The sequence below is a fragment of the Zobellia uliginosa genome, from assembly GCF_018860745.1.
Taxonomy (GTDB): Bacteria; Bacteroidota; Bacteroidia; order Flavobacteriales; family Flavobacteriaceae; genus Zobellia; species Zobellia uliginosa_B.
This window is the reverse complement of record NZ_JAHKPY010000014.1, coordinates 1-14,887: the sequence shown is the minus strand read 5'-3', so window position 1 is coordinate 14,887 and position 14,887 is coordinate 1. Positions and strand designations below refer to the sequence as shown.

10 protein-coding genes are annotated in these 14,887 nt (G+C 33.7%); 5 read left to right on the top strand and 5 right to left on the bottom strand.

What is annotated here, in order from left to right:
• Positions 1-40: 40 nt before the first annotated feature.
• Together KO521_RS15050 and KO521_RS15045 are read left to right on the top strand one after the other, a co-directional pair.
• Positions 41-1,045, top strand: a complete 1,005-nt coding sequence (locus KO521_RS15050) for a DUF354 domain-containing protein (protein ID WP_215940738.1) — start codon at positions 41-43, stop codon at positions 1,043-1,045.
• Between the two features lie 26 nt (positions 1,046-1,071).
• Positions 1,072-2,376 carry a nucleotide sugar dehydrogenase gene (locus KO521_RS15045; protein ID WP_215940737.1) on the top strand — a complete coding sequence of 435 codons (1,305 nt, stop codon included), beginning with the start codon at positions 1,072-1,074 and terminating at the stop codon, positions 2,374-2,376.
• 104 nt (positions 2,377-2,480) lie between these two features.
• Here KO521_RS15045 and KO521_RS15040 read toward each other — a convergent pair whose 3' ends face one another.
• Complete coding sequence (locus KO521_RS15040) at positions 2,481-3,590, bottom strand: glycosyltransferase (protein ID WP_215940736.1); 1,110 nt, start codon at positions 3,588-3,590, stop codon at positions 2,481-2,483.
• Between the two features lie 247 nt (positions 3,591-3,837).
• Between KO521_RS15040 and KO521_RS15035 the strand changes: the two genes are divergently transcribed.
• Positions 3,838-5,034 (top strand): glycosyltransferase, encoded by a 1,197-nt coding sequence (locus KO521_RS15035; protein WP_252730113.1) that lies wholly within the window; start codon positions 3,838-3,840, stop codon positions 5,032-5,034.
• 14 nt (positions 5,035-5,048) lie between these two features.
• Here KO521_RS15035 and KO521_RS15030 read toward each other — a convergent pair whose 3' ends face one another.
• From KO521_RS15030 to KO521_RS15015, 4 genes are all read right to left on the bottom strand, one after another.
• Entirely contained in the window at positions 5,049-6,143 is a 1,095-nt protein-coding gene (locus KO521_RS15030; protein ID WP_215940734.1) for a glycosyltransferase family 4 protein, read from the bottom strand.
• Between the two features lies 1 nt (position 6,144).
• Complete coding sequence (locus tag KO521_RS15025; protein WP_215940733.1) at positions 6,145-8,043, bottom strand: alginate lyase family protein; 1,899 nt, start codon at positions 8,041-8,043, stop codon at positions 6,145-6,147.
• A gap of 251 nt (positions 8,044-8,294) precedes the next feature.
• Entirely contained in the window at positions 8,295-9,125 is an 831-nt protein-coding gene (locus KO521_RS15020; protein WP_215940732.1) for a hypothetical protein, read from the bottom strand.
• Positions 9,125-10,264, bottom strand: a complete 1,140-nt coding sequence (locus KO521_RS15015; protein ID WP_252730081.1) for an MBOAT family O-acyltransferase — start codon at positions 10,262-10,264, stop codon at positions 9,125-9,127. The genes KO521_RS15020 and KO521_RS15015 overlap by 1 nt, the downstream gene beginning before the upstream one ends.
• Positions 10,265-10,979: 715 nt before the next feature.
• On the opposite strand from KO521_RS15015, the gene KO521_RS15010 reads away from it, so the two are divergent.
• Positions 10,980-12,065: a heparin lyase I family protein gene (locus KO521_RS15010; protein WP_215940730.1), complete on the top strand. Its 1,086-nt coding sequence runs from the start codon at positions 10,980-10,982 to the stop codon at positions 12,063-12,065.
• 414 nt (positions 12,066-12,479) lie between these two features.
• On the top strand, positions 12,480-14,887 hold a 2,408-nt coding region (locus KO521_RS15005; RefSeq protein WP_215940729.1), incomplete at its 3' end, for a PKD domain-containing protein.

Sequence of the window (14,887 nt, the reverse complement as noted above, 5' to 3'; positions counted from 1 at the left end):
TGTTTTATAGGCCTAAAGTAATAAATGAGTAAGTTAAATCATGAAAAAAGTTTTAGTTGATATATATCATTTACCACAATATAATTTGTTTCGAAATACAATCAAAAGTTTTGATCCTTCAGAAATAGATATTTATTGTGTGAATCGAGGAAAGCTTTTGCCCGTTATTCAATATGAATTACCTGAATACAATATTATTTGTATAGGTGATTATAAGCATAACAAGGGCATGTTTTCTATGGTCTTCAAAATTGTTTTGCCTAGAATTATAAAGTTGTTTAGATTGGTTAAGGCATCTAAGTATAGATTTGTTATTACAGCGCATTATCAAGCAAATTTTGTTGCTAAACTTAGGGGGATACCTAACGTAGCTTTTATTGATGACCCTAGAAGGTTTGTGTTTCCTCTTTTGAAGTTTTCTGCAGATGATGTGTTCTTACCTCCTTTTGAAAAGAAGTTTGACGGTGTTAAGTATTTCAATGCTTTAAAGGAGTGGTCTTATTTATCACCCCAATATCTCAAACCGGATATTTCTGCTTTAGGTGAGTATAACCTAGAGCCAAAAAAATATATCTTCATTAGAGAGGTTTCAACTGAAACATCAAATTATCTATCGCAGGATTCGGGAGCTATTTTATCCATAGCTAAAGAACTTTCTTCGTCTTTGAAGGTGGTACTTTCCTTGGAGAATAAGGAGCTTGCAAGTCAATTTCCGGAAAGTTGGACTATTTTGAAAGAACCTGTTAAGGATATTCATTCGCTAATGTATTTTAGCCAGGTAGTAATTTCTTCGGGAGATAGTGTAGCAAGAGAAGGGGCAATGTTAGGGGTACCCTCTATTTATGCTGGGATTAGGGACATGCCGGCTAATGTAATAATGATTAAAAAAGAAATGCTGTTTAAACTAGAGCCAAAGGAGATTGCTGGAATGGTTGAGAAAATGAGAAGCGGTGAAATGGTTTTTGCGGAACAAGAAGAATTTAGGCAGTCATTGGTTGAAGAATGGGATGACGTTACTACACTTTTATTAGATAAATTAAAATAATAAATAAATAAAAAGAACAATCAGAAATGAATATATCAATATTTGGATTAGGATATGTAGGCTGTGTTAGTATTGCGTGCTTGGCTGAAAACGGACATACAGTTACTGGAGTAGATGTAGTTGCGCAAAAAATTGACCTCATAAATCAGGGGAAACCAACGATTATTGAAAAGGATATAGATGTCTTACTTAATACCAACTGGAAAAAAGGTCGTATATCTTCTACACAAGATTTTAAGCAAGCAGTATTGGACACGGAAATTTCTATTATTTGTGTTGGTACACCTTCTGATGTAAATGGTCACTTAAATTTAAATGCTATTTATGAAACAGCAGAACAGATAGGAGAGGCTTTAAAGGAAAAAGATGAGTTTCATATTGCTATTATTCGAAGTACAGTATTACCAGGTACCAATAAAAAAATAGGTGAAATTATTTCGGAACGCTCCGGAAAGAAAAGAAATGGGGGATTTGCTATTGTTTCCAATCCAGAGTTTTTGAGAGAAGGTTCTGCTGTTAATGATTATTACAATCCACCGGTAACTGTTATTGGCACGGATAATGAAAAGGCATCCAAAAAAATAGTTGAGATGTACAAAGGTATTAATGCTCCATTCAAAGAGACAAATATTGAAATAGCTGAATTTATTAAGTATGTAAATAATTCTTTTCACGCGTTAAAAGTTTCTTTTGCAAATGAAGTGGGTAATATTTGTAAAAAGATGAATATTGATTCGCATGAATTAATGGATCTTTTTTGTATGGATACTCAGTTGAATCTTTCTCCTTATTATTTGAAACCAGGTTTTGCATTTGGGGGTTCATGCCTGCCTAAGGATTTAAAGGCATTCAAAACCATGGCACATGATTTTTATCTGGAAAGTCCGGTATTGAATTCTATTCTTGACTCTAACGAAAATCAAAAAAATCAAGCATTGAGCTTGGTTTTAAACCAAAACAAGAAGAAGATAGGTATACTAGGTCTAAGCTTTAAAAAAGGCACTGACGACTTACGTTATAGCCCAGTTGTAGAGCTTGCTGAAAACTTATTGGGTAAAGGGTTTTCAATTTCTATCTACGATAAGAATGTGAATGTTTCAAAACTTTCTGGGACTAATAAAGCCTATATTGATAAGCATATACCACATTTGTCTGAATTAATTTCAGATGATTTAGAGAAGGTGATTAATGATTCTGAAACAATCATTATCTCTCATAATGTTCCTGAATTCAAAGACGTTAATTTAAGGTTTCCCGATAAGCATTTTATCGATCTTGTAAAAGTAAAAGATATTAAACCAAGCTCCAATTACGAAGGTATTTGTTGGTAGTATTATGTTATAAATTAATAGGCCGTCCCGTAGAATAAATTTGTTTTACGGGACGTTTTTTCCGGTTTATATTTTCAGCATCTAGAGAGATGCGTTAATTGTAATTATTTATTTTTCTGTAAGAGTTTAGTATAGACATCCAGGTAAGTAGTTGTCATATGGTCTAAATTAAAGTGTTGCTTTATGCGCTCACTTCCTTCAAGGCCCATTTTTTTAGATAGTTCAGGGTTATTTATTAATTCAATTATTTTATCCGCCATAATCTGTGGTGCTTTTGATGGTATTAGATATCCTGTTTGTTGGTCCACGACAATTTCATCTGTTCCTCCTCCTTTAGTTGCAATAACGGGCTTTGACAGTGCCATGTATTCCAATATAGAATTTGAAATGCCTTCGCCATGAACAGAGTCGTTAGTTGAAAGTATACCAACATCAATTGTACTAATTAAAGATTCAATATCTTGAATAGCCCCAGTAAAAATTATATGTTTTAAAAATGTTTTGGGTATACTATTTTTAATTTTGTCTAGATTTGGACCATTTCCTATAGCTAGAAATGTCACATCTTTTCTATTTGACAAAATTAATTGGGCAGCTGCAATATAAGTGTCATAGTCCTTACGATCAGCAAAGGCCGCGACCTTTGCGATAATGAGTTCAGTAGTTATGTTATATTTTTTTTTAATAAAGTTAGGGTCTTTGAGATTCTTAAGCCGCTTGAAATCAAACCCGTTCTTAATGGCCATGCTTTTTGACAAAGGGGCTTTATAAGACTTTAGACCAGCGCTTGAATTACCAATTATTATATCTGAAAATATAAAAGAAAACTTGGCTAAAGCAAAATCTGTATGTAGCATGTTAAGGTTAAGAGGTGCTTTAGCAATATTTCCATTAACCAATTTTATATTTAATAGTTGAGAGGTGGGAATTGCAAAAATAGAGCACATGGTAGACCAAGAGTGTATGATATCTGGTTTAAATTGATTGCATATAGAATAGAGTTTAAAAAAGGAGTTTGGGGAGTATTTAGGCTTTCTTTTAATTATATGAACTTTTAAGTTTAACTCTTGTACAATGTCATATTCTATTTGATCTTTAAAAATTACTATTTCAAAATCAATATTATCTGTTTTAGATAGTCCTTTTATAAGTTCTAACATTCGGCGTTCCTTGCCACCTTTTCTCAAATTATCGATTAGAAAAATGATTTTCATATACTTTTAAATTTCAACTATAGTATTGTATAGTTAATACTGTTTATTAAGGTGGAAAAGTACTGAAATATAACCATCTCTTCAACTATTTTTTACAGTGTCAGTTCGTAATTATTTGAAAATATCAGTTTTGTTTTTTTAATTATTTGAACAGGAGAAACGTGTTGGAATAATAGGTATTAAATGTTAATTTTTTTTAGATTAACCGATACCTATGCTTTATTTTTACCCTAAATTATTTTGATTGATGGAAGAAAAATCAAAACATATTATCTTTTTAGGGGAAACCAGATTTCCATACGGATTGGCATCTGTTCAGAGAATGCTTTTAATGAGCAAAGCTTTAGTTTATAATGGGGCCAAGGTTACTGTAGTATGTCGTAAAGGGGGCTGGAAAGAAAATCAATATCCTGACCTTGAGTATAAAGGTAAATTTGAAGGGGTGAACTACATTTATACTTCAAAAAGTACTTTTAAACCAAAAGGTTTTATTAATAGAAATGTTAGCAAGATTAAAGGTATATATAAAGAATATATATTCATTAAAAATTTAAAAAAGAAAAATGATATCAGTGCGGCTATTGTTTCAAATAGAAAGATAGTGCATGTAATACGGTTTCTGTTCTACTCAAAATTATTTGGTTTTCCAGTGATAAATAACTTGGTTGAAATGGCTTCAGCAATGGATCGCAGATCAAATTTCACCAAAATAAATGATTTTTTATTGGATAAATGGATTTATAGGCTATTTGATGGGGCAATGCCTATTAGCGATTTACTTTTAAACTATCAAAATAAAATTGCATCGAATAAACCAAGTTTGAAGCTACCTATATTATGTGATTATGAGAAATTCAATATTGCGAAAATAATTGAAGAACCATATTTTTTGTATTGCGGGAGTATCAATTATATGGAAGTGATTGAATTTATTTTAGAGTGCTATAAAAATTTGAATACTAATGAAGTCAAAATGTTCATGATTGTAAGTGGCGGTTCAGAACTTGAAACTCAAAATTTACAAGTAAAAATAAATTCTCAGTTTATCGGTGAACCAGTTAAGCTCTTTACAAATATACCATATAACGAATTAATCCATTTGTATAATCATGCCAAAGCATTACTTATACCTTTAAGACCGACAATACAAGATAGTTCTAGATTTCCACATAAAATTGGAGAGTATTTAGCATCTGCAAACCCCGTAATAACTACAAATATTGGAGAAATTAAGAACTATTTTAAAAATAAAGAAACTGCTTTGATTGCAAATGAATACAATATTGTTAATTATACAGAGCAAATGAAATTTGTATTAGATAATCCTAAAGAGGCTATTGAAATAGGTTTAAAAGGACAAGAGTTAGGACTTAATAACTTTGATTATCATATTCATGGTTCTAGAATGATGAATTTCATTAATAATTTACTTCAAAAAAATTAAACTGGTTTAAATTATTAGTGCGAAATTGATTTGCAATAGATTTTTTCTAGTTCGTAACTAACTTTTTCAGGAGTGAATCTGTTATGAGCATAACTTATATTGTATTGTCCCATGGTTTTGATATCATCGGTATTATCAAGTAAAAGAGTTAACTTTTCGGTTATTTTTTTTGGATCTTTCATTGGAACTAAATACCCCATTTTTCCGTCTTCAAAGAAGTCTTTGATACCTCCTACATCTGTAGATATAACAGGAAGGCCTGAGGCCATTGCTTCTAAAATCGAGCAGGGAAGACCTTCGCCATGATAGGATGGAAGTAAGTAGATATCTGATTCATAAAATGCCTTAGCTTTACCCTCACCAGTTATCCAGCCCAATAATTCAATATTCTGTATGCCTCGCTTATTAATATAGGCTTCGGCAGCAGCTAGCTCACCACCAGTACCTGCTATTTTTAACTTAATGTTCGTATAGCTTTGTTGTAAGGCTTCAAAACTGTCCAGAGCTTCGTAGATACCTTTTACGCGCTCAATACGTGATAAAAACAAAAGGGTTATTTCATTTTTGGAAACTTTTTTGTAATCAGAATCATCAAATTTATTCTTTAGCTTAAAGAAGATGGGGTCGGCAACCGTGGTTATTGGCAAAATTGGATTTTTATATCCATAATTTTTTAGTTGATCAGCAAATTCTTTTCCAAGAACAATCATAGAGTCCGCTTTACCAAATGTAAGGCGGAAATAAGGGAGAATCCGCTGTGTAACCTTTTTTTCGAATTCCCATTGCCATCCATGCCAAAATATGGTCATCTTAGTTCCAGTTATTCTACAGATTAACGCAAAAATACTATCTCGGAAAAATGACTTCATGTTCATGGAAGGATTTAAATGAACCAAGTCATACTTGTTTTCTTTAAGTTTTTGGTAAAACTTCCAAAAATCTGAAAAGAGTCTTGTTAAAACTTTAAACTTACCTTCTTTCTTACCTTGTGCCCCATAAAAGAAAAAGTCAATATCACTAGTAAAGTGGTCTAATAGTGAGGCAAAGTAGGTTTGTTTGCCGCCAGGTGTGGAAAGATTAGGAGCATGTATAAGTATTTTATTTTTCATTTTATGCTAGGTATATGGTCGTTTCCAGTTCTACGTTGCCTTTGACTTCTAATTTACTATATAGTACCGATGTAGGCTGTTTTTGTAAAAATGAAGGAGAGAACCATCCTAATAATGGTTTTTCACCTCCTTTAACTAAACTTGGAGTCAAGTGCTCGTCAAGTTCAATAATTAAACTTCTTTTTTTAGGATGAGAAATACTAAATTTACTTGGAGACAATTGGTTTATAGTTATTTCTGGATGAAAATGCAGAGGGTATTCATATGAGTGGGTTTGATTGTCTTGAACACTTAATTGGTCATGTATAGTAATCCGTTCTTCTAGCTTGTCAAAGGTGTATGTTCTTATATGTTTTACTCCTAATTTTTCATATCCGTTATGCGATCCTTTTAGTATCGTTTCTCTGGTGGTGTCCTCTACTTGTAATACTTTGGTGGTATAGTGGTCAACCCAAAGGCAAGGCCCCCCATTCACTGCTTGATCAATACCATCTACACGAATGGTATTATGTGCTAAGGTACCTTTAAAGTAGGCTCTCCATTCAGGAAATGAATGGTAAGTATATGTGCCTGGGTCAATAATGTAAGGTTTACCATCAATATTCAGGAAAAAGGATAGGGCATCAGCATGACCATGCGCTGCGATAGATAGATAGCCTAGAGGTGCAATATCTACATGTAAGTATATCTCCTCGCCTTCTCCATTTCTTTTTTTAATCAGAAAATGCCCTTCATTTTCGTATAATTTGGTTTCAGTAGTAACCTCTTCAGTGGATAATGAATTAAATATTGTTTCTCCTTCTTGACCAAATAAGATTCTGTTTTTTAAGTCAAAAACACTTTCTTTATTTTTAAATATAGAATCATTGAATAGTATAGCTGCTGTTGTAAGCAATGACTTAAAATTATCATTGTATACGTCTATATTTAAAGACAGTACTTTTCCATCATCGTCGTCACCGTAATAAGGTACATTTCCAGACATATCCATCATATGATGGATATAGAGAAAAATTTTTTTTAAGGTCTCTTGGTAACCTTTGCTAAAGCTATGACCTGAGCGTTCACCTATTAATAATGCTAACATAAAGAAATCGGTAATGAATTGAATGTATTCGGACGCTTCTTCCTTATTTATACCATTTTCAGAATGTTGTTTTATGATTTCACGTTCTAAAATATGTTGTCCTTTTTTTATCCATTTAGGAGAGTCTTTAAAAGACCAAAAACATCCTGCAATGAAAAGCCCGCTAGCTTCTGCTATTAAATGATTATTTGAAGAGGAATATTTGGATTCATAGCGATAGGCATGCTGTGCGTGTAATTCAATTAGTGGAAGCCAAGTAGTCTCTACGAACAGTTTAAAAGAATGGTTTTGAACAATAAGATCGTTAACATTTAAAATTTCCCAACAGGCAACCCAATTAATAATTCTAATGTTGACCTCAATGTTAGAGTACCAGTTTACACCTTCTAAATAAGGATTTGCTTTTTTCCAACTCTCAATTATTTCAATAAATTGGTTTAAATATCTTGATTCGCTGGTTTGTATGAACTTAAGACAAATATGTGTCAAATATTGCATGCGATTTATTTCCCAAACAATTTTTACATTACCGTTTTTACCGCTACGCGTATCAATGTCAAAAGAATAATCTTTTGGAAACTGTTTTTTATTTGAAATGTCGTAATGCCAGTTTATAGAATTTTGATAATTGAGCGTATTTCCAAAAATAGAGTAATCTTTTGGCTCAACAACTTTTATTTCTTTAGGAAGAAAAAGAAGATTCTTGGGGAGATGGTCAATAGTTCCTTTAGGTAAATATCCTATTTTGGTATGTTTGTCTTTTTTCTTTTTTAAGGCTGTACGTATTCTATAGAGAAATTCTGGCAATGACATGGTCCGGAGTCTTCTAGCGTACCATAACAAACGGCTATTTGCTTTTTTATTTTTTGGCAAGGGGAAATTTCTTTTTTTGGTTTGAAATATAATGCGAGTTCAATGAGTAAATTTAAGGGTTCATAATGGATTACTTCTTAGTTTTTCTTCAGAACCCTATGAAATGTATTTTTTTTGGTTGAAAGGCTTCTATATTATCAGAAAGGTTGTCTTTACCTTAAAATTAAGTCCATTTTACTTTTATATTATGATTATGGTTTTATATGTTCTAATAGATTTTTATGAATTAAATCAGTAGCTTTATAGTTGGTATGAATACCATCGGCAAAGTATTTGTCATCATGTAACAAATCTGTCAAATCAATAAATTTATTGTGGGTTAAAGAGTCTAACTTACGATGGACCGACGTTAAATTTTTTATTTTTGATAGTGCAATGGGGTGATAGGGAGCGTGAAAAAATACGTAACTGTAATTTTCCTCTTCTAATATTTCTTGATATCTAAAAAATTCTTCTGTTAGATGTAATTCATGGGGAGAAGTATTTTTTAATTTTTCAATTATGGAAGGGTTGATTTCTCTGTTTTGTACCCAGTTTTTATCAGTTTTAAATAAATGATAAAAAAGGCGAAGGGTTGCACGATTATTAAAATTAAAGCTCTTGAAGAATTTTTCCAAAATATTCTTATCATCATCATTATTCCGTAAGCCTTTAATTGAATTGAATATTGGGGAGATAGTCCCTTTTTCTTTTATATTCTGACTTAAAAAAGGAGAGACTTCAATTAACAACAACTTATCCTTGTTCACATAAGATGTTAGATACTGAATGCTTTCAGCGCTCAACCTAGTAAATGAAATATTTAAAATGTCTAAATCGTATTTTTTGTCGAACTCACTTTCGCAAACGGCATAGACAGCTCTTGAGTTTCCAACAACATAAATGTCAGGTTCTTCATGAAATAGGTTTACGTATCTAAAATCTGAATGATCTATTATAAAATCTAGTGTATATGCAAGAACCTTGTCAAAAGCAAATAGCAGTGCCAAGAATATTCCAAAATATATTAGGCTATTTTTCATTAAAACTGAAAATAAATAAATGAGTTGGAGTTAAAGTTTCCAAAAATAACTACCAACATAATATAAATAATTGTTGTAAACATATTATGCGGAAGTTTATTTTTTTCTATTAAAATATCCGAAATAAGCAAGGTAAATGAGAGTAAAAGGACTTGTAAGAAGTCGAATCGGCTAAATGGCATATTGTAAAAATTAAACAATAACAAATTATCCAATACAGTATAAGCCTCGTGGATGGTTTGTGATCTAAAGAAAACCCATAATAAGGAAACTGCTGCAAAGGTTAAAATTCCACTTATTATGCGGGGCAACTTTATAGGAATTTGTTTAATAAAGCTATCGGACAAAAGATAAATTAAAAAATGGCCAAAACCCCAAATTACAAAAGTCCAATTGGCACCATGCCACAACCCGCTAACCAAGAAAACTATTAAAATATTGGTCATTGTTTTGAAATGTGACACTCTCGAGCCTCCTAATGGTATAAAAACATAATCTCTAAACCATGTAGAAAGTGAAATGTGCCAACGGCGCCAAAATTGAATAGGATTCTTAGCGAAATACGGACGTTCAAAATTATCCATTAGGTTGAACCCGAAAAGTTTTGCTATACCTATCGCAATATCAGTATAACCACTAAAGTCACAATAAATCTGAATTGAGTAAAGGACAATGGCTATAATTGTAAAAGTTGTATTTACAGACTCAAATGCACTGTTGGAATAAAACCGATCTACAATCACTGCAACATTATCCGCGACGGCTATTTTTTTAAATAAGCCGAATGCTATAAGAAATAATCCTGATTTAAAATCGACTAACTTTAGAGTTCTTCTATAAAGAAATTGAGGAAGAAAATTGTGTGCTTTTTCTATTGGTCCAGCAACGAGTTGCGGAAAAAAAGAAACAAATGATGCAAAAGCTATAAAATTTTTAGTAGGCTTGAGTTTTCTTTGGTAAATATCAATTGAATAAGACATTGTTTGAAAGGTATAGAATGAAATACCTACCGGCAACAAAATATTTAGTGTCCAAACACTATTAATTTCATAACCTAAAGTTTGAAATAAGTTTATGAAAGAATCTATGAAAAAGTTGTAGTACTTAAAAAAACCTAAAACACCTAGATTAAATAGCATAGAACTCCAAAGGAGTAATTTTCTTTGGTTAATGTTATTTCTTTTATCAAGGTTAAGACCAATAAAATAATCAACTACAGTAGATATTAAGATTAAAGATAAGAATCTGTAATCCCACCAACCATAAAATACATAGGAACTTACGAGTATTAATGCATTTTGTAGTTTAAGATTTTTGTTGAAAACAAACCAATAGAGTATGAAAACTATTGGTAAGAATACTAAAAATTCAATCGAATTAAAGAGCAAGGTTGTCGTGTTTTAGTAGATTGAAGTTTATTTGAGAATCAAATCTGAATTTTTTTGCAAAGAAAGATAATGTCATTGAGACAATGGCTAAAGTAAATAGGAAATAGTTGAAAAAAAGGAGATTAACTTTCGCGTTACTATGTAATTCAATAATTTGGTTGGATGTTCATAATAAATGGTTTCATTCTTAGTTTCGGCCAAACAATTTGAACGTCTTGCCACATTGTATACGGATTTTGTAATTGAAAAGTTTACAAAGTAGTATTTTAAATCTAAAGAGGCTAGATCTCTACGGGCATTTTTAAGATAAAAAACTTAAATTATTTTTTTGAAATATACCGTTTATCGATAAAAATTAAGACCTTCATTTTTTTTGGAGGGAAATGGTGTCTTTCATCGAAAAAAATAAACATCTAAACGTAATTAACGTTTAGGGTATGAATTCTTTCTTCCCTAAGCCTAAATTATGAGATACTTAACCGTTACAATCTTTAAAAATCAAGTGTTTATAGCCTTATTCTTAATATTGTCATTCTCCTGTTCTGATGAAGATTTATTGCCGGATGCCGTGGTTTTAAATCAGGAGCCTTCAGAAATATCATCTGATCAAATGCCTGTGATTGTCCAAAAATCGGAAGCTGAAAAGAAATCCGAGACAGAAACAGATTCTACTGAAGCTAGTAGTAATGTTCTTCCGGCAGACCAAAGTTCTAACAAAGTCAGCAATATTCCATGTTCAACAGGAAGCAGTTCTGCTACGGAGGCTGGGGCGAAGGTATGGTGTTGGGGTGATATAAATATACCTAGTGATGGTTTTTTTGACGATTATAAGTTATTCGTTAGTAGTCATTGCAGTTCAAACATGGTAAAGAGTTCAGGTGGTCGTGTACAATTTCAGGTAAATCCTATTAGTCCAGTAGCATCAGAAGAATGCGGTTCTGATTATAATTATCGAGCAGAAATTAGGGAGCATCCTTCAGATGTTGATTATCCTATAGGTACCGAACAATGGTGGGGGTTTGATTATAAGTTTGAGGATGGTTATGTAGCGGATGAATTACCTTGGATTCTTTGGCAGACGCATGGTAGTTTTAGTATACCTTCCAACCCTATGACCAGTATTCAGTTAGGGCCTACTAATTATAACGGTAGTCTCAATCCTGTTGGGGAATTGTTTGTAGTTAATAATTCTCTTTCTGCTGAGGGTAAATTCACTCCTGTAGGTGTAGTGCCTAGAGCTGGGCAGACGCTGAAAATTGTAATACACCTTGTGTGGGGAGATGAAAGTAATGGGCTTTATGAGGTATGGGTTGATGGTAAAAAAATATATAGGAAACAAGAACGAACAGTTTATGTAGAAAAACCTTACGGAGGGTATTGGAAAATTGGTGTATATAAATGGCGTTGGCAAGATGAGGGGAATGTTGCGGTATCCAACCAAAGAGGTATTTCGGAAATAAATACTTCTATAGGTACCTTACGAACAATTATGAGGAGACCGGGTGACCCTGAATACGGTGATGACTCATACACACTTGTAGCTCCCGATTAGTTTATAAAAAACTTCTAAGTAGTGAATTCTTATCTAGGAATATGACTTAATCTAATGTAATCTAGATAATCTTTTTTTTGTTCATATAACTATATCTGTTTTGCTTGGCATGTAGGCAAACTAATATATTTTATCTACTATTATAAATTAAATTATACTGCTATTTCAGAAGCAGAGGTTCGTGTAAAATTCTATTGGTTACTCAAGGAAATTAAATGAAGATTCTTTTCTAAAATCTAATCCTTTTTGAGGCGGTTCATCGTGGTACAAAAAAAACTTATTGTACCATTTTACACTAAAAAGTGTGTTTCATCGTTTTTTTTGCATACTTCGTCGACCAAATTGTAATTTGGCAACGTATATAGCTCGAGTTTATAGAGAAAATTTTTAAAACCTGCCCCAATAGGATAATTTATGAATTTCATCCCCAAACGGACTTTGTCCTATTTTTTGTGTTTTGTAGGAATAACATTTTTATTAAATCTTGCGTGTACCAAGGATACAGATTCTTTAAGGGATGCCGTTGTCAAAGATAAGGGCAGCCCAGTTATTGAGCAGGAAGAAACTGTTGATGACCAATTAGATGGTCAGATTAAAGATTCGGTTGTAATAGAAACTGAAATTAGATCACTTGTTCTTTATCCTATACATGATGCTTATCTTCAAAACGGGAAGGGGTACAATGAACCAATCATAAGATTGGAAGAAGAAGAGCGGACAAGTTATTTAATGTTTGATTTCAGTCCCATAGATTCTATAGGTGGTTCAATCACCACCGCAGCCTTAATGTTTGTTATTAACGCGGATGATGGAAGTGGAGAAGTTGATGTTTATAAGGGAGAATCAAGTGATTGGTCTGAAACTAACCTAACTGAAAAATCTGCTCCAGATACAGGTGTGTTAATCGGTGAAACCAAACAAGAATATATTATTGGTGCCGAGGTTTCTATAGATTTGGATGTCGACCATTTAGAACTTGAACCTTTTACATTTATACTGGATCATAAAGATGGTGATGATTTTGCCTTTGCTTCAAAAGAACATAAGACTCAAGAGGGTAGTAGTTTGGTTATAACTTATGAAGTACCCGTAGGCACAGAAGAGATTGTTCCGTATTTACCAGAACCTGAAGAGGTAAACGTAGATACTACTGACGATGTAGTAGTTGAGGAAAATAACGATGTTACAAGGGATGAGGAAAATGATGAGGAAGAAGAGGTACCTACAAATGATGAAGTAGAAGAGACTGAAGATAAAGCAGAAGGAGATTCAGAAGAGACGCCCGTAGAAGAAACAGAAACTGATTCTCAAGAAGAGACTCCCATAACTAAAGAGGAAGAAGATGATACTAATAGTGGAGAGGAACCTGTAGTAGAGACAGATGAAGGCCAAGATAATGGTTCAGACGGGCAAAAGGAAACTCCTTCAACTGAGGAGGTAGAAGAAACGACTCAAGAGGAGCAGGATTCCGGTTCAGAACAAGATAATACCGATACGAATGTAGATGTTCTTCCAAGCTCTCCATTCCCCAAGAATGAATCCCCTGTGGCCGTTGCCAATGGATCACCCATTAATGGTAAGGCTCCTTTAAAGGTTTCTTTTTATGCTATGGATTCTTCAGATGACAAAGCGATCGTCTCATATGCTTGGGATTTTAAAGATGGTAACACGGCTGGCACAATAGAAACTGAGCATACTTTTGATAAAGCTGGTATTTACGAAGTGACCTTGATTACAAAAGATGAAGAAGGAATCTCTGATTTGGATGTTATAATAATAACTGTAAAGAACCCTGATAACGTTGCCCCGGTCGCAAAGGTGAGTGCGGACAAGACTTCTGGAACGCTTCCATTGGCGATTGCATTTACGGGTAGCGGTTCAACGGATGATAAAGGCGTAACGGCGTATTCCTGGGATTTCAAGGACGGTAACGGTTCGGACGAATCGAACCCGTCGCATACCTTCGAAACGGAAGGTGTTTATGAAGTTGAGCTGACGGTTACGGATGCGGAAGGTCTGACGAATACGGAAACGGTCTCCATCACTGTGGAATCAAAGAATACCGCACCGGTTGCAAAAGTGAGTGCGGACAAGACATCAGGAACGGTTCCGTTGGAGGTTGCCTTTACGGGCAGCGGATCAACTGACGATACTGGGGTTACGGGATATTCATGGGATTTCAAGGACGGTAACGGTTCGGACCAGTCGGATGCATCGCATACGTTCGAAACCGCTGGTACTTATGCTGTTGAGCTAACGGTCACGGATGCCGAAGGTCTTACGAACACGGAATCGGTTTCCGTTATAGTAGGAGAGCAGGAGTCCGGTCCAGAGGAAGATAATACGGATACAAATATTGATCCGCTTCCTAGTTCTCCATTTCCAATAAATAAATCTCCTGTGGCAGTTGCCAACGGTTCCCCAATCAATGGTGAAGCTCCTTTAAAAGTTTCTTTTAATGCTATAGATTCATCTGATGACAAGGCTATCGTTTCATATGCCTGGGATTTTAAAGATGGTCAAACGGCTAGTACCGTAGATACTGAGCATACCTTTGTAGAGGCCGGCAATTACGAAGTTACCTTATTGGTAAAAGACGAAGAGGGGATATCAGCTTTAGATGTTATAATTATAAAGGTAACAGGTCCGTCAAATATTGCACCAATAGCTAAAGTAAGTACGAATACAACTTCAGGGACAGTTCCGTTGGCAGTTGCCTTTACGGGTAGCGCTTCAACGGATGATAAGGGCGTAACGGCGTATTCCTGGGATTTCAAGGACGGTAACGGATCTGACGAATTGAATCCGTCGCATACCTTCGA